The organism is Photobacterium galatheae, from assembly GCF_000695255.1.
GTDB classification, from domain to species: domain Bacteria; phylum Pseudomonadota; class Gammaproteobacteria; order Enterobacterales; family Vibrionaceae; genus Photobacterium; species Photobacterium galatheae.
In genome coordinates, this window is sequence record NZ_JMIB01000013.1 from 13,273 (window position 1) to 32,344 (window position 19,072).

The following is a 19,072-nucleotide window of genomic DNA, read 5'->3' on the forward strand; positions in this document are numbered from 1 at the left end:
CTCAGAAAATAGTACTCAATTTGGCAAATAACTAGACGCCCGAAAAAGGCGCTGGGTCTCGACAACCCGCTCAACTCTCGCTTGGCCTGTCACAAACGTGACAGGCTTTTTTTTGCTTCTGATGTTGCCACTGAGCTATGAACAGGAAGTGCTGGTGTTTTCGGATTTGGCTTTGCCGCGCCATTGCTGAATCAACAGGCCAAGAATAATCATGACCAGACCGATCAGGGTTGCCGGATGAATCGTCTCCCCGATGATGGTCGCCAGCAGCATCAGCGAGATAAAAGGCGACAGAAAGATCAGGTTACTGAGTTTGGCAGTGTTTCGGGTCAGCTTCATTGCATTGAGCCAAAGCACAAAGGTGATCCCCATTTCGAACAGTCCGACATAACTGACAGCCATCCAGCCCTGCCAAGGAATGGGCTGCCAGCCGCCGGTATACAGACTCAGGCCAATAGAGAATGGCAGCGACAGTAAGAAACCCAGCAGAACACTGACCACGGGATCGGCCTGATTTTTGGTATTCAGAATCCAGAACATAGCCCACAACAGGGTCGAGAGTAATGCCAGAGTCACGCCGAGCGGGCTGTCGAACTGCAACGCCATCAGATCGCCCTTGGTGGCAATCACCACCACACCGAGATAGCCAAACAAACAGGCCACCCAGTCCTGGGGGCGGATTTTCTGGCCCAGAAACAGCGCTGCCATCAGGGTCAGCGTGATGGCCCAGCTATAGTTGAGCGGCTGCGCCTGAGAGGCGGGCAGCAGCGCATAAGATTGAAACAGCACCAGATAGTAAAGGCAGGGATTGATCAGCCCGAGCATCAGATAATAGAGCGGTCGGGTACGCAGGGTCGGCAGCAGCAGGTTGAACTTGCCCTGATAGCCAGCAATCACCAGCAGGGCGATGGCAGAAACGATGCTGGCTGCAGCCACCATCTGAATGGGTGAAAAATAGTTGAGGGTGATTTTGAAGGCGGTCGCGACGGTAGACCATAAGAGTACGGCGGCGAGGCCGAACCCGATCGCTTTCTTTTCCTGCATACTGCGGCTTCCTGCTGCTGGACGGGGATAGACAGGACGGATGACAGCCTGCCGTAAAAACCGTCAGTTTATGCCATTTGCGCTTAGTCAGCCAGCACAGGATTCCACCAGAGCTGAGGGGAGTGATGACAATATCTGGACATTTATCCAGTATCTTTTTAGCCTTACCCTATGAATACAAAAACATGCAGGAAACAGTGCAATGATGGGGGAATGGCTCAGTGAGAACGGCCAGTGGCTGGCCGCAGCAATCACCGGTGCCGTGGTGGCAGGCAGTGCGACCGCGCTGTGGTTTCAGGGCCGCCTGCGTCAGCAGGCAGAGATCTGGCAACGGCAATTAGAGTCCGAAACCCGGCTGGCCCGTCAGCAGGAACAGCAGCTGCGCCATGAGCTGGCGGAACAGCAACAGGAACTGGATACGCTGGATGTCGAGCGTGATCGGCTCAGCAACGAACTGCGCCAGATGCATGCCCGGCTGGCGGCTGCGGTGGAGAAACTGCGTTATCTGGAAACGCTGCGTCAGGAGAACCTGAAACTGACTGAACGGCTGGAAGCCTCACGTCAGGCTGAATCCGTGCTGGCGGCGGACCTGCGTGAGTTGCAGACCCGTTACCGGGAAGAACAGAAATCGGCCCGGGAGAAAATCACCCTGCTGGAAAATGCTGAAACCCGACTGCAGCAGCAGTTTGAAAGTCTCGCCAACCGCTTGTTCGAGCAGAAAAGTCGCAGTGTGGACGAGCAGAATAAGCTCAGCCTGGATGGCTTGCTCAGCCCGCTGAAGGAGCAGTTGGAGGGCTTTCGCAAACAGATTCATGACAGCTTCAGCCATGAGGCCCGCGAGCGACATACGCTGGTTCACGAGATCAACAGTCTGAAGCAGCTCAATGAGCAGATGGCCCGTGAGGCGGTGAATCTGACTCAGGCCCTGAAAGGAGACAACAAGGCGCAGGGCAACTGGGGCGAGGTGGTACTGGCTCGGGTGCTGAACGAATCCGGGTTGCGCGAGGGCCATGAGTATCAGACGCAGGTGAATCTGGCAGATCACAGCGGCAAGCGCTATCAGCCCGACGTGGTGGTGCACCTGCCGCAGGACAAAGATGTGGTGATCGATGCCAAAATGTCACTGGTCGCCTATGAGCGTTATTTTCATGCCGAGACACAGGCCGAGCGCGAGCAGGCGCTCAGCGATCACCTGACCTCATTGCGTGGTCATATCCGCGGTCTGAGCCGTAAGGATTACCACCAGTTAGAAGGCGTGCGTAGTCTGGATTACGTGCTGATGTTTATTCCGGTTGAGCCTGCGTTCCAGACGGCCGTAGAAGCCGATCCGTCGCTGATCCGGGATGCGATGGACAGCAATATCATGCTGGTCAGCCCAACGACCTTGCTGGTGGCATTGCGCACCATCAATAACCTGTGGCGCAATGAAAGGCAGAATCAGAATGCCAAGCAAATCGCGGATCGTGCCAGCAAGCTCTATGATAAATTGCGGTTGTTCGTGGCAGACATGGATAACATCGGCAATGCGCTGGACAAGGCCAGCCAGAGCTATCAGGGTGCGATGAACAAGCTGGCGACCGGACGGGGTAATATTATCCGGCAGGCTGAGAGTTTCAGGCAGCTGGGTGTTGAGGTGAAGCGGGATTTGCCTGCCGCCCTGACCGAACAGGCCCTGCGCGACAGTGAGGCTGTTCACGTCCTCACCGAGACGGTGAATGACACACCATGATGCATCAAGTAAACTACAGGCATAAATCAAAATTGATGGAACGAGCATGACTGAACCCACACAAACCACTGATTTTGGTTACCGTAAGGTCGCCAGAGAAGAGAAAGCGCAGCTGGTCGCGGAAGTGTTTCACTCTGTAGCCGATAAATACGATCTGATGAACGACCTGATGTCGATGGGGATTCATCGTCTGTGGAAGCGCTTTACCGTGGACTGCAGCGGTGTGCGCCGTGGACACAAAGTGCTGGATTTGGGTGGGGGGACAGGTGACCTGACGGCCAAATTCTCCCGCATGGTGGGGGAAGAAGGTCAGGTGGTGCTGGCTGATATCAACAACTCGATGCTGAAAGTCGGTCGCAGTAAGCTGCGTGACCGCGGGATTGTCGGCAATGTGGCTTACGTTCAGGCCAATGCCGAAGAACTGCCGTTCCCGGACAACTATTTCGACTGTATCACCATCAGTTTTTGTCTGCGCAACGTCACCGACAAAAATAAAGCGCTGCGTTCCATGTTCCGGGTGCTGAAGCCGGGTGGTCGTCTGCTGGTGCTGGAGTTTTCCAAACCGGTGATCGAACCGTTGTCGAAAATCTATGATGCCTATTCGTTCCACATCCTGCCGCGCGTGGGTGAGATGGTGGTTGGCGATGCAGAAAGTTACCGCTATCTGGCTGAATCTATCCGGATGCACCCGGATCAGCCCACGTTGGAAGGCATGATGCAAGATGCCGGTTTTGAGCAGACCACTTATCACAACCTGACCGGTGGCATTGTTGCGCTGCACCGCGGCTATAAGTTCTGAGGTTTGGATGCCAGTTGATGCGCTCTTCACCGGTGTGGTGGAAACGGCTCTGAATACTTTGCTCAAAGACGAAGAGGCCAGTCAGCGACGTCTGGCCCGTCTGCGTGGCAAGGTGATCAGCGTCCAGATAAACGAAGTCGGTAAATGTCTGTATTTTGTGTTCAGTCAGCAGATTGATGTGCTGGCCGTCTATGAAGGTGAGGTCGATTGTCAGCTGGCACTGAGCCTGACGGCGCTGCCGGAGTTGCGCGAACAGGCCAACCTGACTCAGCTGATCAAAGCGGACAAGCTGGCGCTTGAAGGAGATATCCAGCTCGCCCAGCAATTCTCAGCCTTGCTGAGCGGTCTGAAACCGGATGTAGCCGAACGTTTGTCTCGTTATACCGGCGATGTAGTGGCCCATACGGTGGTGAGCGGCGTAAAACAGAAGCTGAACGGACTGCGCCATCATGCCGGGGATCGCCAGCGCGATCTGGCGGAAGTGATCACCGAAGAGTGGCGTTTAGCACCACCGGCGCTGGAAATTGCCCATTTTGCCGACCAGGTGGATGATGTTGCGTCCCAGCTTGCCCGGCTGGAAGCCCGAATGAACCAGTTGGCCGATCGGCTGGCACAACCTATCCCTTCAGCCTGAGAATCATGAGTCGTTTTTCCGAAATTAAGCGTCTATACCAAATTACTGCCGTCCAGCTGCGTTACGGGCTGGATGATTTGCTGCCGGACGATCCGCGAACCCGGCTGCCGAAACTGATGCGTAAAAGCCTGTTCTGGATCCGCAATCAGCATCCGGACAAGCCGCTGGGTGAACGCCTGCGTTTGGCCTTACAGTCTTTAGGTCCGGTTTGGATCAAGTTCGGCCAGATGATGTCGACCCGGCGCGATCTGTTTCCACCCCATATTGCTGATCAGCTGGCAATGCTGCAGGACAGGGTTGCCCCGTTTGACGGTGCACTGGCCCGCCAGCAGATCGAAAAAGCGCTGGACGGTCCGCTGGACCGCTGGTTTGCCGATTTTGACCAGACACCCCTGGCCTCGGCTTCGATTGCACAGGTGCATACCGCAACCCTGAAAGAAAATGGCCGTGAGGTGGTCCTCAAAGTAATCCGGCCAGACATTTTACCGGTGATTCAGGCTGATATTCGCCTGATGTACCGCATGGCCCGGCTGGTGGCACGTTTTGTGCCGGAAGCCCGCCGTCTGCGTCCGGTTGAAGTGATCCGGGAGTATGAAAAGACCTTGCTTGATGAGCTGGATCTGATGCGTGAAGCGGCCAATGCGATTCAGCTACGCCGGAACTTCGATGGCAGTGATTCACTCTATGTGCCTGAAGTCTTTACGGATTACGCCAGCAGTCATCTTCTTGTCATGGAACGGATTTATGGTATTCAGGTCTCGGATATTGAGGCGCTGAAAGCCAACGGCACCGATATGAAGCTGCTGTCGGAAAAAGCGGTGAACGTGTTCTTCACCCAGGTTTTCCGTGATAGCTTTTTTCATGCGGACATGCATCCGGGCAATATTTTTGTCTCGTACAAGAATCCGGCTGATCCGCAGTGGATTGCGCTCGATTTTGGCATCGTCGGAACGCTGAACCGGGAAGATAAACGCTATCTGGCGGAAAATCTGCTGGCGTTCTTTCACCGCGATTACCGCAAGGTGGCGGAGCTGCATGTCGACTCGGGCTGGGTGCCGCACGATACCAATGTTGATGAGTTTGAATTTGCGATTCGCACGGTGTGTGAGCCGATCTTTGAGAAACCTCTGGCAGATATTTCGTTTGGCCATGTGCTGCTGAACCTGTTCAATACCGCACGTCGCTTCAATATGGAAGTTCAGCCGCAGTTGGTACTGCTGCAGAAAACCCTGCTCTATGTCGAAGGGTTGGGCCGTCAGTTGTATCCGCAGCTGGATCTGTGGGATACCGCCAAACCGTTTCTGGAAGACTGGATGTCGCGTCAGGTCGGGCCGCAGGCCATTATTGGTGCGGTGCGGGAGAAGGCACCGTTCTGGGCGGAAAAATTACCTGAGTTGCCTGAATTGCTTTACGACAGTTTGCGCCAGGGCAAAGTAATGAATCAGCGGATTGATATGCTGTATGACAATTTCATGTCCAGCCGCCGTCAGCAGGGCCAGGCCCGGTTTTGTTTTGGCGTGGGTGCGACCCTGATCATATGTTCTGCCATACTTTTTGGTAACCAGGTGGATATTTATCCGGCCATCTCAGCAACTGCTGGGGGGATCTTCTGGCTGATGGGCTGGCGGGCTTACACCAAATAACTGCTGTGTCACACAGGTGACATGGCTTTAACGATGAATTGAGGAAAGGTAAACATGGGTGGAATCAGTATCTGGCAACTGCTAATCGTTGCCCTGATCATTGTGCTGTTATTCGGAACCAAGAAGCTACGTTCAATCGGCGGTGACTTGGGCTCTGCGATCAAAGGCTTTAAGAAAGCCATGAGCGACGAGGATGACAGCAAAAACAAGGCGGATGCCGACTTTGAGCAGAAGTCGCTGGCGGATAAGAAAGACGCTGCAGAACCGCAGAAAAGCCAGAAAGATAAAGAGCAGGTTTAACACGTGTTTGATATCGGGTTCTGGGAGCTGATCCTGATTGCTGTGGTCGGCCTGGTGGTACTGGGGCCGGAACGGCTGCCGGTTGCGATTCGCTCGGTCTCGCGCTGGGTCAATGCTGCCAGAAATATGGCCACTGCGGTCAAAACTGAGCTGTCTCAGGAACTGAAGATTCATGAATTGCATCAGGATCTGAAAAAGGCTGAGCAAGCAGGCATGCAGGATCTGGCCCCAGACCTGCAAAAGTCGGTTGAGGAGCTGAAAGAGGCGGCTGCCTCGGTGCAGCGCCCGTATGCCAAGTCTGAGCCGGTCAAGCCCGAGCCTTCAATCATGCCGGAGCAACCGGCCGCTGAAGAAGCGCACCAGGCGGCTGAGACGCGTCCGGATGAACTGTCTGCCAAGCCTTCATCAACCTCGCAACAACAGGATAAATAACGCTTCATGTTGAGTGTGGAAGAGACCCAGCCCTTGTTCAGCCATCTGCTGGAATTACGAAACCGGCTGCTCCGTTCTATCTTGAGTGTTCTGGTGGTCTTTCTCTGCCTGGTGTGGTTTGCCAATGACATTTACAGTCTGCTGGCCGCCCCGTTGGTGGAGCGGCTGCCGGAAGGCACCAGTATGATTGCCACCGATGTGGCATCTCCTTTTTTTACCCCGATCAAGCTGACACTGGTGACCTCGGTGTTTTTGGCGGTGCCTATCATTTTGTATCAGGTCTGGGCCTTTGTGGCTCCCGGGCTGTATAAACATGAACGCCGTCTGGTGATGCCGCTGCTGTTTTCCAGTTCGCTGCTGTTCTACTGTGGTGTTGCCTTTGCTTATTTTGTGGTGTTCCCGCTGGTGTTTGGGTTTTTCACCAGCATCGCACCGACAGGGGTTCAGGTGGCGACTGACATCGCCAGTTATCTCGATTTTGTGCTGGCGCTGTTTCTGGCATTCGGCATCGCCTTTGAGATCCCGGTGGCGATTATTCTGCTGTGCTGGACCGGGGCGACTGACCCGCAGAGTCTGCGCCAGAAGCGACCTTATATTATTGTGGCGGCTTTCGTCGTCGGCATGCTGCTGACCCCCCCCGATATTATTTCTCAGACCTTACTGGCCGTGCCCATGTGCCTGTTGTTCGAAGTCGGACTGTTCTTCTCGCGCTTTTATGTGCGTGCGGATGGTGATGAATCCGCAGAAGACTGAGTCTAAGCCTGAGTCTGAACCTCGTGACCGACAGCCGCCTTTGTGCGGCTGTTTTTGTTTGTATCGTTTTTCATGGCGTAGTTTTTGTTGTCTGAATGTGGCGTGTACAATGACGCCAAATTTCCAGCGGACAGCACAGTGATGATAGATATTGGCGTCAACCTGACCAACAGCCGTTTTGACAAGGACCGGGATGCGGTGATCGCCCGCTCGCGTGAAGCAGGCGTGACAGCCTTGATCCTGACCGGGACCAGCGAAGATGAAAGCCGCGAGGCCCTGTCGATGGCGCATCGCTGGCCCGGCTATTGCTACAGCACTGCGGGCGTGCACCCGCACGATGCCAAGTCGGTAACCGACTTGTTGCTACCGGCTATCCGGACGCTGGCTGCAGATTCGGCGGTGGTGGCGATTGGCGAATGCGGGCTGGATTTTAATCGTGACTTTTCACCAAGGCCGCAGCAGGAGGCAGTGTTCGAAGCCCAGCTGGCGCTGGCGGCTGAGCTGCAAAAGCCGGTCTTTATGCATTGCCGTGATGCTCATGAACGCTTTCTGGCGATTCTTAAACCCTGGCGCGATAAGCTCCCGGCAGCGGTGCTGCATTGTTTTACCGGGACAGAGCAGGAGCTGAAAGACTGCCTGGCGCTGGACCTGCATATCGGGGTGACTGGCTGGATTTGTGACGAACGCCGGGGCACAGAGTTGCGGGAGATTGTTCGTCATATTCCGGACCATCGCCTGATGGTGGAGACGGACTGCCCGTATCTGCTACCGCGCGACCTACGGCCAAAGCCGAAATCGAGCCGCAACGAACCGGCTTATCTGCCGCATATCGCAGCGACGGTGGCGGCTTGCCGCAACCAGTCAGCGGCAGAATTCAGCTCGGCGGTTTTTTCCACAACCCGGGCATTTTTTCAGATCGATCCAGCGTAATACGCTGTTCGGTGGTAAGATGAGCCGCAACTGTGACTGATTGCGGTGCCTTTCAGCAGAATATCGCCGCACAACCAACAAGGAGTGAGCAGTGTCTGTATCTATTCAGGGGGCATTTCCGGCCCGTCGTATGCGTCGTGTGCGCAAGCAAGACTTTACCCGCCGTCTGACGGCTGAAAACCAGGTGTCAGTCAACGACCTGATCTATCCCATGTTTATCCTGCTGGGGAAAAACCGCCGCGAGCCGGTGGAGTCCATGCCGGGGGTAGAGCGTCTGTCCATCGATCTGATGCTGCTGGAAGCCGAATATCTGGCGAAGCTGGGTGTTCCGGCGATTGCCCTGTTCCCTGTTGTGTCACAGGACTTCAAGAGCGTCTGTGCGGCGGAAGCCTATAACCCGGAAGGCCTGGTGCAGCGTGCGGTGCGTCTGCTGAAAGAACACGTGCCGCAAATGGGCGTGATCACCGACGTGGCGCTGGATCCGTTCACGACTCATGGTCAGGACGGCATCATCGATGAAGATGGCTATGTTCTGAATGATGAAACCACCGAAGTGCTGGTCAAACAGGCTCTGTCTCACGCTGAAGCTGGTGCCGACATTGTGGCACCGTCCGATATGATGGACGGCCGCATCGGTGCGATCCGCGAGGCGCTGGAAGAAGCAGGTTATATTCATACTCAGATCATGGCGTATTCGGCCAAGTATGCGTCCAATTATTACGGCCCGTTCCGGGATGCGGTCGGTTCAGCAACCAATCTGAAAGGCGGTGACAAGAAGACCTATCAGATGGATCCGGCCAACAGCGACGAAGCGCTGCATGAAGTGGCGATGGACGTGCAGGAAGGGGCGGACATGGTGATGGTGAAGCCGGGTATGCCGTATCTGGATGTGGTTCGCCGGGTGAAAACCGAGCTGCAAGTGCCAACCTTCGCTTATCAGGTCTCTGGTGAGTATGCCATGCATATGGCTGCGATTCAGAATGGCTGGCTGAAAGAAAAAGAGACCGTTCTGGAATCTCTGCTGTGCTTCAAACGTGCCGGCGCAGATGGCATTCTGACCTATTTCGCGAAGTCTGTGGCCGAGTGGCTGGCAGAGGAAGCGGCTGAACGTCAGGCGACTCTGAACGAAAACCGTTAATTGTCGGATCTGTCCCATGAATAGCGAGCCTGCGGGCTCGCTTTTTTATTTGGGGCGTGTTGGTGCGGTGATAGCTCTGGCTCAGGGTTTGACGTTACGGTTGATCGGGTTTTGCAGCGAAATCAGGGTCTCTGTCGACTGGACTTCATCAATAGCCTGCAGCTTGTCGATCAGGACATATTGCAGTTCTTCAATCGAGCGGCACATCAGCTTAACGAAGATATTGTAGGCCCCGGTGGTGTAGTAGGCTTCGACCACCTCATCCAGCTCATTGAGCTTGGCCAGCGCGGAGTGATAATCCCGGGCTGCGTTCAGATTGATGCCAATAAAACAACAGACGTCATATCCCAGAAGCTTAGGGTTGATAATCACTTCAGTTCCAGTAATGATGTTTGCAGCGCGCATTTTTTCAACACGGACATGGACGGTGGCCGGGCTGACATGAAAGCGTTTGGCCATTTCGGCATAGGGGATCCGGGCATCATGCATCAGGGCATTCAGAATATCCCGATCTAAATCATCCAGACGGGGTAGCGGTGTCATGGCATCTTTCCGTGGTAGTTCGCAACTACTGCATCATATACTGGCTTGCACGGTGACGCACGGTTTAGGATTGAAGAACCATTGCGACATTACCAAAGGATATCACTTTCTCTTCATGCGCTTAGTTCTCTTGTTGCTGATATTGTGCCTGCCCAGGCTGGTGATGGCCCAGGCGAATGTGCTGGTGCTCCACTCGTATCATCAGGGGATGCGCTGGACTGATGCACAGCAGGCTGGTCTGAGCGCTGCACTGCGTTCAACAGATATCCAGCTCCAGGTGGATTACATGGACAGCATGCGCTATCAGTCGCCCTGGTATCTGGATCAGCTGGTGGATTTGTATCAGGCGAAACTGAGCAGTGAGAAGTTCGATGCGGTTGTGGTGACGGATGACCATGCGTTGTGGCTGGCGAATCGGCTGGCGGCAGATTTGGGTGAGACCCCGGTGCTGCTCTCCGGAATTAACAAATATAAACCCGAGAAACATGCCAGTCTGTCCCGTGTGGCCGGTATCCTTGAGGCCAACGATGTGTCGGACAATATCCGTCTGGCACAAACCATTCAGCCTGATGTCGCGCATTTTTACTTTATTACCGATAACACGGCCACCGGCCGTGAACTCTGGCAAGATGCTCAGGAATATCTGAGTCAGCATCCGAATGTCCCCTATACCTACCTCAGCCCGCATACCTTCGGGGAACTGTTTGATACCGTCAGCCAGCTACCGCCGGACTCAGCCATTATCTTCCTCAGCTACTATGTGGATGGTCAGGGTATGTTTATGCCCAGCCGCGAAATCATGAATACCCTGACCCAACGGGCAAACGCCCCTGTGTATGTGTCTTACCGTTTCCTGCTCGACAGCGATGCACTGGGCGGGGTGGTCAGTCGGGGTTACGATCAGGGACTGATGCTGGGCCAGTTGCTCAGACAGGTGCTGAATGGGACTGTTGCAGATTTTCCGGCGTTTCTGAGCAGTCCGCGTCAGACGATGCTGAACTACCCGGCCCTGAAGCGCTGGAATGTGCAGGTCGATCAGGACGAGGTCATACTGGTCAATCGGCCGCTCAGTTGGTTTGATCGGTATGCTGGACAGGTCCGGCTGATCACCGCAGTACTGGCGGTGCTGCTGTCGGTGATTTTATTACTGATCGTGATTATTCGCCGCTTACGCCGCAGTGAACGGAAGCTGAACCAGAGCCGGACTCTGTTTGAAGGCGTGTTTGATCAGAGTTTCCAGTTTATCGCCATCCTGACCCAGCGTGGTCAGCTGAAGTCGGCCAATCTGGCGTTGCAGGATCTGCTGGGCCGTTCGGTGATTAAGTATGATTGCCCCTTCTGGGAGTGGGGGTGCTGGGATCGCGCCAGCACAGAGCAATTAAAGCAGTCCTTTTTGTCAGCCAGCCACAGCCAGCTGGTGCGCTTTGAAACCGGAATCAACAGCAGCGAAGACGGGGTTCGCATTCTGGATATTTCGATGAAGCCGTTGCCGCAAACCGAGAAAGAAGAAGGACAGCTTCTGCTGGAGGCTCGGGATGTCACCGCCAGACATCATATGGAAGAAAAACTGCGTGAACGGGAAATCAGCTACCGGCTGCTGTACGAGCAGCAACCAGTGATTCTCTTGGCTATTAATCAGCATGGCCGGATTCAGTCGGTGAATCAGTTTGCGACTGAGTTGCTGGGCTACAGTAAGCGTGAAATGCTGGGCCATAAGGTCACTGATTTTTATCTGGATGATGCTGAAATCCCGCAGCACTTTATTTCCACGCACCCGGGTAAGGAAGAGCAGAGTGTCTGGCGTCGACAGTTGCGTTATACCTGTGCCAGCGGCAAGGCGGTGTGGATCCGAGAGACGATCCGATCGTCGCTGTCTCAGCATCAGTTGCTGTTGGTGGGTGAGGACATTACCAGTACCCGCGAGCTGGAGGCCAAGCTGGAATATCAGGCTAACCATGATTATCTGACCAGCCTGTTCAATCGCAGTTACTTTGAACGGCTGCTTGAATCTTCTCTGGTAGAAGCCCGTGAGAAAAGTGCCCGGCATGCCATGCTGTATATCGATTTGGATCAGTTTAAGGTGATTAACGATACGGCAGGCCATGAAGCCGGGGATGAGGCGCTGAAGCAGGTCGCCTGGTTACTGCGCGGGATCATGCCCCATAAAGCATCCCTGGCCCGGCTGGGTGGGGATGAATTTGCCATTATCCTCAGCCATTGTGAGGTTGAAGGGGCATTGCGGCTGGGGGCTGAAATCCTGCAGTTGCTGGAAGAGAGCGAATTTTACTGGCAGAACACCCGTTTCAGCCTCAGTGCTTCAATTGGCATCCGCCTGATTGATAACACCGCGGGTTCGCCCCAGCAGGTGCATGCTCAGGCCGATACCGCCTGCTATGCCGCGAAGGATGAGGGTCGCAATCGCCTTCACCTGTATCGCCCGGACGATGAAGAACTGCAACGGCGGGAGCGGGAAATGGCCTATGTGAATCATATTCGCCATGCGCTGGATGAGCGGCGGTTTGAGCTTTACGCGCAGACAATCGCGCCGCTGGCTCATCCAATGCCGGGTCATCATTATGAAATTCTGCTGCGGATGCGCAGCAGTGACGGGGCCATGATCCCACCGGGTCTCTTTATGCCGGCGGCTGAACGTTACAATCTGGCCCATCTGATCGACCGCTATGTCGTCGGTGCTGCTCTCGACTGGCTGGAGGCGCATCCGGAAGCCGTGGCACCGCTTCAGTTGTGTTCCATCAACCTGTCGGGACAGTCGATGGGGAATCCGGATTTTGTCGATTTTCTGCTTGCACGGATTGGCCACTCAAGCGTGCCGCCCAGCAAGTTGTGTCTGGAAATTACCGAAACCGCAGCCATCGGCAACATGAGTGAAGCCATCGAACTGTTTACGCAGCTGAAATCACTGGGTTGTCTGATTTCTCTGGATGATTTCGGTGCCGGACTGTCTTCCTTCGGTTATCTCAAACGCCTGCCGGTCGATCTGATTAAAATCGACGGCATGTTTGTGCGCGATATCGCTGATGACGAGGTGGATCTCGCCATGGTGACCGCCATCAATGATCTGGCGAAGAAGATGGGCAAACAGACCGTGGCTGAATTCGTTGAAAACGAAGCAATTCTGGCCCGCCTGGAGCAGCTCGGCGTGGACTACGGTCAGGGCTATCTCTTTGGCAAACCAATGCCGCTGTCGCAATTGGTTCAGCGTCTGAATCAGGCAACCGAAGCTGTGCTGTAAGTTTGCCGGAGACATCCGCACTAATGGTCTGTCCATGAAAAATTGGACCATTTGGCTGCCCCGGTTGCTATAATCCGCCTCCGGTATCGATCTCTGTCTGCCCGGTCTGCACCGGTCAGGCAACCTTTTGCGGAGACACCCGTGCGCATCACCTTACTTTGTGACCAATCCGAACGTCAGTCTGAGCTGGCGGAACTGGCAGCCCGCTGGGGGCTTGAGCATGATCCAGAGGCTCAGTTCGCACTGCACCTGACTGATGAACGGCTGGAACTGTTGAAACGGGATGAGCCCAAGCTGGGTGCTGTCTATGTGGATCTTGCCGGCGGTGCCGCGGCACACCGGCGTAAATTCGGGGGCGGACGAGGGCAGGCCATTGCGAAAGCCGTCGGCCTGAAAAGTGGTGTCACACCAACGGTATTGGATGCCACGGCCGGCTTGGGGCGTGATGCATTTGTGCTGGCATCGCTGGGTTGCCGGGTGCAGATGATTGAGCGCCATCCTGTGGTTGCAGCGCTGCTTGAGGATGGATTGCGCCGCGCACAGGCCGATACAGAGATTGGCGACTGGGTTCGTGAGCGGCTGAGTCTGTTGCATGCGACCAGTCAGGATGCGCTGGCCGATCTGGTGGCGGATCCTGATTATGCGGTACCGGATGTGGTCTATCTGGATCCGATGTTTCCCCATAAGAAGAAGTCGGCGCTGGTGAAAAAAGAAATGCGGGTGTTCCAGAGCCTGGTCGGAGCCGATATGGATGCCGATCTCTTGCTGGCCCCGGCGCTGGCGCTTGCTGCAAAACGGGTTGTTGTGAAACGTCCGGACTATGCGCCCTGGCTGGATGAGCAGGCACCTTCGACGGTGATCAGCACGAAGAAAAACCGGTTTGATGTTTACGTCAAAGCGGCCATGAAGTAACACGCTTTCAGGCGAGATGCGACAGGATGGAGAAAGCCATGTCCAAGTCATTATGTAAATACAGGCGTGCGGAAATCAGTGCCAAAGCAGAAGTCATTGGTGAGCTGGTGAATCAGCCGCGGTATCTGTGTCGCAGTTGTGCGCGGGCTGCGAACGGCAAAGGGGCACTGTGTAAGCCCATGCATTTGCCTGAAGCGTCGGTTCTGTCTTTGCCGGTAGCAGCCAGTGCTGCAGCTCCCGCCGTTGGAGAGCCTTTGGAATCCGATGTCGCACTGAATTTATCGACCCGGTTGCTGATGTCTGTGAAAGCCCGGAAGCTGGATAAGAAATTGCGGAAGCTGGCAAAGAAAAAGCGCAAGTATGAGAAGAAAGGCGAGAAAAAACTGAAGAAGGCTGAAAAATATCAGAAGAAAGCCGAGCAGGCCCAGCGGCAGTTTGACAAGTTGCTCTACAAAGCCAGCGCCTGAACACTTTGTTGATTTGAAAAGAAGAAAAGCCTCCGTTCCGGAGGCTTTTGTTTTAAGGGGATTGATGAATCTCAGGATTCTTTAATCAGGACCGCTGTCAGCAGACAGGTAATGACCGCAACAACAATGCCAGAAACAATTAACCAAGGGAGCATAACCGTACTTCCATCTGTGAGTGCTCAAAGAGGCCACATTGAATATTTTTTAGTTAATTCCATCAATAGCAAATATATACGCTGTAATGGCTATTAACAGATGGAAACAAAAGCGGATGAAATTCTGAGATTATTTCGTCAGAAGAGACAAAAAAGCGCCTAAAAAGGCGCTTTTTACATTTTGCAACAGATGTGTCTGAGCGGTTAAATTTTCGACGGCAGCGCCAGAGCCAGACCTTCCCGAGACAGACGGTGTGCGGCGGCTTTGTCATTCAGTTTCTCCAGCGTTTCCACCAGATAACTGTAATCGGCAACGGTCGGGTGAAGCTCAATGGCTTTTTCCAGATGTGTCCGGGCTTCCGGGAACTTTCCTTCGCGGAGATACAGCTGGCCCAGGGCACTGTGCGTCGCGGCATTGCCACTGTCATAACGGAGCAGATCCTGCAGCGTGACAATGGCGGGATGGTAGTCTGTCAGTTTGAGAGTCGGCATCAGGCTGATCAGCTGTGGCTCAATCTTCTTGCGCAGTGCTTCGCGCAGGACAGTATAAGCCTCGCTGTCGGCATTGCGGGCGCACATTTCACGTACAAAGCAGGCAACCAGTACCGGGTTCTGTCTGGCTTTGCGGTTCAGGCTGTTCCAGTGGCCCATCAGGCCGTCGCTGCCGCTATGCTGGGCGATCTGAACCATCAGGCCGCATTCCGCTTTTTCCTGCAGTTTGTCGGCTTGTTCGTCACTCAGGCTGCTGTATTTTTTCAGCGGCGGGATCAGGCCGAGTAAGGCTGGCCAGTCTTCCAGCTCGACGTAACATTGCTTGAGCAGTTCCAGTAATAACGGGTTACGCGGATGGGCACTTTTCATGTCCTGCAGCGTAGCCACGGCCTCTTCATACTGATGCTGGCGGCATTGCAGGCGGGCACGGGTAAGGGCCACAGCCAGGCTGTCGTTGTCCAGTTCAGAGGCCAGGCGCAGGTATTCGTCACGCTGGTGGAGCTGGCCTTGTCCCTGAGCGGCTTCAGCCGCTGCTAGATAGTTCAGCAGTGGCGTGTCACTGTGGCTGGCTGATTTGACCACCAGTTTTTCAGCCTGTTTCCAGTCACCTTCCAGAACTTTGACCAGTCCGTTTGAGGTTAACTGACGGGCTTTCCGGCTTTTGCGGCTGGAGAACCAGCCCCGGGAGACGCTGCTCAGAGACAGTAGCCATTTGAGCAGGTTTTCCAGCAGGAAAAAGAGGCCGAACAGGATGATCACCAGCAGAAGCAGTGTGGTCAGGCTCATTTCGAGGGTCTGATTGTCGGCAGAGATCAGCACGTAGCCCTGGTTGCCTGCCAGCATCGGGCCGAAAGTCAGGCCGGCAATCAGCGCAACCACCAGCAGCAGAAGTTTAATCATGCCGGATCCTCCTCACTGTGGATCGGAGCAACTTGCTGACGCATCCGCATGTTGATGGTATCCAAGAGCATAGACTGTGATGTCAGTATTTTTGGGTAGTTGACCTCAATCTTCTGTTGGGCCAGCTCATCCAGTGCCTGGATGAAACTCTGGGTTTTGGCATCGTCCGTTTTGTAGAACTGGCTGGCCCAGTCTTTCGCCATGGTCAGTGAGGTTGTATACAGTTCACCCTGTTCGCGATAGACCGCTTTGATGGCGGTTTCCAGTTTGGATTTGATGTTTTCCTGCAGGTAGAAATCCTGCTCCGGCGACAGCAGCGGGATCACGTTACCGTCTCGTTTTCGGTACGTGACGAAGTGTCCACCGAATTGTTTCAGCGAGGTCATCAGGTTGGATTTCCAGTCGGAAATGGACTCGCTGACACTTTCGGTCTGCGGCTGATCCAGCGATTCCGGCACAATGGCGTTGGCCAGTGGCAGGCTATCAATCTGAGTCTGAAGGCTGGTCAGGCGAAGCACCAGGCCGTCCCGGTCAATCCGGGCGATGGATTTGAGCATGGTAATGTCGTTACTCAGGGCCTTGCGCAGCTCCGTCAGGCTGGGATCACTGAGCTGGGCGATCCGGTTATCGGCCGATTCCAGCAACAAGGTGGCACTGGCAACATCATGCTCCAGCGACAGTTTGCGACCGGCCATCCGGGTCAGGTAGTCTGCCTCGGCCAGCAGCCAGTCGTTCGGACGGCGGCCCTGGATTTCGGTCATCGACCGTTGCAGGCCCTGAATATCGTTTTCCTGCTGACTCAGCCGGGTCGCTGCACTGTCCAGACTTTCCTGCACAGCTGCTTTGACGGATTGCTCGCTTTGAGACAGGGCGTTTTTCATCTCGTTTAACTGGCTGGTCAGTGCGGCCAGTTGCGCCTGTTGGGCCAGGTTTTGCTGATGGCCGTGGTAATACAAGCCACCCCCCAGCAGAATCACCAGGGCAATGGCGACTAGTCCGGTTTTACTGCCGCTGCCAGATTTGGCAGGGGCGCGTTTGGTCGGTTCTTGGGCAGTTCGACCTGACGCTTTGGATTGATTGTCGGCGTTTTTGGGGTTGTCCTTGGCGGCCGCTGCGGCATCAGACTGGTTGCCTGCCGTAGGGTGATCGTTATTGGTCTTCTTCTCAGTCATCCGTTTTTCCCGTTGTGCCAGTTGTGCTTAGGGTAGTAAGCAATGCGTCATTGCTGGCACTGCCTACCATGGTTACAGAGCGAAAGCCGATGTCCCTGGCTTCCGTTGCTATACGCTCACTGGGAACCAGCAACCGGCACTGGCATAGCCATGCCCGGGCCTGTGCTGGCATCAACTGGTACAGATAATCCAGTTGCTGGCCGCTGGTGACGACCAGGGTATCCACGTCCTGCTGTTGCCATTGGTGGAACAGCCTGTTCCCATCCAGTGCCAGCCAGTGTCGCGCATAGGTTTCACAGTAAGACACGCTGGCCTGTCGTTCGACCAGCGTATCGAAAATCAGTTCACGGCCACCGTTGCCTCGCAGGATCAGGACTCGTCGTCCGGCTGGCTGCGCCAGTTCAGGCAGCGCCAGCAATCCTTCACTGTCTTCTTGAGGCGGTGCGATGACTGCCTGACCGCAAGCTTTGGCCAGTGTGTCGGCCGTTTGCTGGCCTACGGCCAGATAGTGGAGATTCTGCGGCCAGCTAATCCCTTGTTCTGTCAGATAAGTATGAGCCATTTTGACTGCATGGCTACTGACAGCAATAAGACAGTCTCCATCTTGCAACGTTCTCAATTGATCACCCAGCCCGGGGAGCCCGGCGCCGGGCGCAATGGTCAGCAGTGGTTGCACCAGAGATTGGATGCCCTGATGTGCCAGTGCTTTTGCCAGTGCGTCGCCTTGCGGGGCGGGGCGGGTGATCAGAACGGTCATTCGGCGTCGTCATACAGTCGGGTCAGAATTTCCCGGGCACCGCGAGTCAGCAGTTCTTCTGCCAGCTCAGTACCCAGACGTTCCGCATCGGCGATCGGACCGCGGATTTCTCCGGCCACAATGTGGCTGCCGTCCGGCTCGCCAACCAGTGCACGCAGCCAGATTTGATCGCCCTGCAGTTCAGCATAGCTGCCGATAGGCACCTGACAGCCGCCTTCCAGGCGATTATTCATGGCGCGTTCACACAGGACCCGGGCCGTTGTGGATTTGTCGCTCAGTACGGCCAGCAGGTTCCGGATTCGGGTGTCGGAAAGACGGCATTCAATCCCGACGGCACCTTGTCCGACCGCAGGCAGGCTGACTTCCGGTTCCAGCGCACAGCGAATGCGGTCTTCCAGCTTCAGGCGCTTGAGTCCGGCACAGGCCAGGACGATGGCGTCGTATTCCCCTTCGTCCAGCTTGCGCAGACGGGTGGCAACATTCCCGCGCAGCGTTTTGATCTGCAGATCCGGGCGGCGGGCCAGCAGCTGGCACTGACGGCGCAGGCTGGAGGTACCGACTACGGCACCCTGTGGCAGTTCGTCGACATGGGCGTACTGGTTAGAAACGAAAGCATCGCGTGGGTCTTCGCGCTCACAGATGGTGACCAGCCCCAGACCTTCCGGGAATTCAACCGGGACGTCTTTCATGGAATGGACGGCAATATCGGCCCGATCTTCCAGCATGGCTTGTTCCAGTTCTTTGACAAACAAGCCTTTGCCGCCCACTTTGGCCAGCGGGGTATCCAGAATTACGTCACCTTTGGTGACCATAGGCACCAGCTCAACGGTGATTCCGGGGTGGGCTTGTTCCAACGCCGCTTTGACATATTCCGCCTGCCATAGTGCAAGCGGACTTTTGCGGGTGGCGATCCGGATAGGCTTCTCAGTCATAAAATGGCGTCCATCTAATTGCTTTAAATACACTAATCGTACCACTCCGGCACGGGTAAGGTAATGTAGATGTTGCGACCAGTGCGG

General features: G+C 55.1%; 18 protein-coding genes. 12 read left to right on the top strand and 6 right to left on the bottom strand.

Features of this window, described 5'->3' with window-relative positions; translation table 11 throughout:
• Positions 1-135: 135 nt before the first annotated feature.
• The gene (locus EA58_RS07355; RefSeq protein WP_036750896.1) at positions 136-1,044 is read right to left on the bottom strand and encodes a DMT family transporter; all 909 of its coding nucleotides are present in this window, start codon (positions 1,042-1,044) and stop codon (positions 136-138) included.
• Between the two features lie 205 nt (positions 1,045-1,249).
• Between EA58_RS07355 and rmuC the strand changes: the two genes are divergently transcribed.
• From rmuC to hemB, 9 genes are all read left to right on the top strand, one after another.
• Positions 1,250-2,773 carry a DNA recombination protein RmuC gene (rmuC, locus tag EA58_RS07360; protein WP_412177938.1) on the top strand — a complete coding sequence of 508 codons (1,524 nt, stop codon included), beginning with the start codon at positions 1,250-1,252 and terminating at the stop codon, positions 2,771-2,773.
• A 46-nt stretch (positions 2,774-2,819) separates the two neighbouring features.
• The gene (gene ubiE / locus EA58_RS07365) at positions 2,820-3,572 is read left to right on the top strand and encodes a bifunctional demethylmenaquinone methyltransferase/2-methoxy-6-polyprenyl-1,4-benzoquinol methylase UbiE (RefSeq protein WP_036750900.1); all 753 of its coding nucleotides are present in this window, start codon (positions 2,820-2,822) and stop codon (positions 3,570-3,572) included.
• 7 nt (positions 3,573-3,579) lie between these two features.
• Positions 3,580-4,206 (top strand): ubiquinone biosynthesis accessory factor UbiJ, encoded by a 627-nt coding sequence (locus EA58_RS07370; RefSeq protein ID WP_036750903.1) that lies wholly within the window; start codon positions 3,580-3,582, stop codon positions 4,204-4,206.
• Positions 4,207-4,211: 5 nt separating this feature from the next.
• Positions 4,212-5,849 (top strand): ubiquinone biosynthesis regulatory protein kinase UbiB, encoded by a 1,638-nt coding sequence (gene ubiB / locus EA58_RS07375; RefSeq protein WP_036750906.1) that lies wholly within the window; start codon positions 4,212-4,214, stop codon positions 5,847-5,849.
• Between the two features lie 54 nt (positions 5,850-5,903).
• Positions 5,904-6,149, top strand: coding sequence for a Sec-independent protein translocase subunit TatA (tatA, locus tag EA58_RS07380; RefSeq protein ID WP_036750909.1), 246 nt, complete (start codon positions 5,904-5,906; stop codon positions 6,147-6,149).
• A gap of 3 nt (positions 6,150-6,152) precedes the next feature.
• Positions 6,153-6,581, top strand: coding sequence for a Sec-independent protein translocase protein TatB (tatB, locus tag EA58_RS07385; RefSeq protein ID WP_036750910.1), 429 nt, complete (start codon positions 6,153-6,155; stop codon positions 6,579-6,581).
• 6 nt (positions 6,582-6,587) lie between these two features.
• A complete protein-coding gene (tatC, locus tag EA58_RS07390) occupies positions 6,588-7,334 on the top strand; it encodes a Sec-independent protein translocase subunit TatC (protein ID WP_036750912.1) in 747 nt (248 codons plus the stop codon).
• 141 nt (positions 7,335-7,475) lie between these two features.
• Positions 7,476-8,264, top strand: coding sequence for a TatD family hydrolase (locus EA58_RS07395; RefSeq protein ID WP_036751069.1), 789 nt, complete (start codon positions 7,476-7,478; stop codon positions 8,262-8,264).
• Positions 8,265-8,355: 91 nt separating this feature from the next.
• On the top strand, positions 8,356-9,402 hold the full coding sequence (gene hemB / locus EA58_RS07400; protein WP_036750915.1) for a porphobilinogen synthase: 1,047 nt from the start codon (positions 8,356-8,358) through the stop codon (positions 9,400-9,402).
• An 81-nt stretch (positions 9,403-9,483) separates the two neighbouring features.
• Here hemB and asnC read toward each other — a convergent pair whose 3' ends face one another.
• Positions 9,484-9,945: a transcriptional regulator AsnC gene (gene asnC / locus EA58_RS07405; RefSeq protein WP_036750916.1), complete on the bottom strand. Its 462-nt coding sequence runs from the start codon at positions 9,943-9,945 to the stop codon at positions 9,484-9,486.
• Positions 9,946-10,060: 115 nt separating this feature from the next.
• Between asnC and EA58_RS07410 the strand changes: the two genes are divergently transcribed.
• The 3 genes from EA58_RS07410 (at position 10,061) to EA58_RS07420 (ending at position 14,577) form a co-directional block, all read left to right on the top strand.
• Positions 10,061-13,198, top strand: a complete 3,138-nt coding sequence (locus EA58_RS07410) for an EAL domain-containing protein (protein WP_036750918.1) — start codon at positions 10,061-10,063, stop codon at positions 13,196-13,198.
• 141 nt (positions 13,199-13,339) lie between these two features.
• Positions 13,340-14,110, top strand: coding sequence for a class I SAM-dependent methyltransferase (locus EA58_RS07415; RefSeq protein WP_036750920.1), 771 nt, complete (start codon positions 13,340-13,342; stop codon positions 14,108-14,110).
• Between the two features lie 38 nt (positions 14,111-14,148).
• Entirely contained in the window at positions 14,149-14,577 is a 429-nt protein-coding gene (locus EA58_RS07420; protein ID WP_152547961.1) for a hypothetical protein, read from the top strand.
• Positions 14,578-14,936: 359 nt separating this feature from the next.
• Here EA58_RS07420 and EA58_RS07425 read toward each other — a convergent pair whose 3' ends face one another.
• The 4 genes from EA58_RS07425 to hemC are packed head-to-tail and all read right to left on the bottom strand — an operon-like array spanning position 14,937 to position 18,985.
• The gene (locus EA58_RS07425; RefSeq protein ID WP_036750923.1) at positions 14,937-16,124 is read right to left on the bottom strand and encodes a heme biosynthesis protein HemY; all 1,188 of its coding nucleotides are present in this window, start codon (positions 16,122-16,124) and stop codon (positions 14,937-14,939) included.
• On the bottom strand, positions 16,121-17,296 hold the full coding sequence (locus EA58_RS07430; protein ID WP_036750925.1) for a uroporphyrinogen-III C-methyltransferase: 1,176 nt from the start codon (positions 17,294-17,296) through the stop codon (positions 16,121-16,123). The genes EA58_RS07425 and EA58_RS07430 overlap by 4 nt, the downstream gene beginning before the upstream one ends.
• Positions 17,289-18,053, bottom strand: coding sequence for a uroporphyrinogen-III synthase (locus EA58_RS07435; protein WP_036750926.1), 765 nt, complete (start codon positions 18,051-18,053; stop codon positions 17,289-17,291). Before EA58_RS07435 ends, EA58_RS07430 begins: the two co-directional genes overlap by 8 nt.
• On the bottom strand, positions 18,050-18,985 hold the full coding sequence (hemC, locus tag EA58_RS07440; RefSeq protein WP_036750927.1) for a hydroxymethylbilane synthase: 936 nt from the start codon (positions 18,983-18,985) through the stop codon (positions 18,050-18,052). Before hemC ends, EA58_RS07435 begins: the two co-directional genes overlap by 4 nt.
• Positions 18,986-19,072 lie beyond the last annotated feature (87 nt).

Excerpts from the sequence above, each read along its gene's own strand:
- EA58_RS07355 (WP_036750896.1), bottom strand. The coding sequence starts at position 1,044 with ATGCAGGAAAAGAAAGCGATCGGGTTCGGCCTCGCCGCCGTACTCTTA.
- rmuC (WP_412177938.1), top strand. The coding sequence starts at position 1,250 with ATGGGGGAATGGCTCAGTGAGAACGGCCAGTGGCTGGCCGCAGCAATC.
- ubiE (WP_036750900.1), top strand. The coding sequence starts at position 2,820 with ATGACTGAACCCACACAAACCACTGATTTTGGTTACCGTAAGGTCGCC.
- EA58_RS07370 (WP_036750903.1), top strand. The coding sequence starts at position 3,580 with ATGCCAGTTGATGCGCTCTTCACCGGTGTGGTGGAAACGGCTCTGAAT.
- ubiB (WP_036750906.1), top strand. The coding sequence starts at position 4,212 with ATGAGTCGTTTTTCCGAAATTAAGCGTCTATACCAAATTACTGCCGTC.
- tatA (WP_036750909.1), top strand. The coding sequence starts at position 5,904 with ATGGGTGGAATCAGTATCTGGCAACTGCTAATCGTTGCCCTGATCATT.
- tatC (WP_036750912.1), top strand. The coding sequence starts at position 6,588 with ATGTTGAGTGTGGAAGAGACCCAGCCCTTGTTCAGCCATCTGCTGGAA.
- EA58_RS07395 (WP_036751069.1), top strand. The coding sequence starts at position 7,476 with ATGATAGATATTGGCGTCAACCTGACCAACAGCCGTTTTGACAAGGAC.
- asnC (WP_036750916.1), bottom strand. The coding sequence starts at position 9,945 with ATGACACCGCTACCCCGTCTGGATGATTTAGATCGGGATATTCTGAAT.
- EA58_RS07410 (WP_036750918.1), top strand. The coding sequence starts at position 10,061 with ATGCGCTTAGTTCTCTTGTTGCTGATATTGTGCCTGCCCAGGCTGGTG.
- EA58_RS07420 (WP_152547961.1), top strand. The coding sequence starts at position 14,149 with ATGTCCAAGTCATTATGTAAATACAGGCGTGCGGAAATCAGTGCCAAA.
- EA58_RS07425 (WP_036750923.1), bottom strand. The coding sequence starts at position 16,124 with ATGATTAAACTTCTGCTGCTGGTGGTTGCGCTGATTGCCGGCCTGACT.
- EA58_RS07430 (WP_036750925.1), bottom strand. The coding sequence starts at position 17,296 with ATGACTGAGAAGAAGACCAATAACGATCACCCTACGGCAGGCAACCAG.
- EA58_RS07435 (WP_036750926.1), bottom strand. The coding sequence starts at position 18,053 with ATGACCGTTCTGATCACCCGCCCCGCCCCGCAAGGCGACGCACTGGCA.
- hemC (WP_036750927.1), bottom strand. The coding sequence starts at position 18,985 with ATGACTGAGAAGCCTATCCGGATCGCCACCCGCAAAAGTCCGCTTGCA.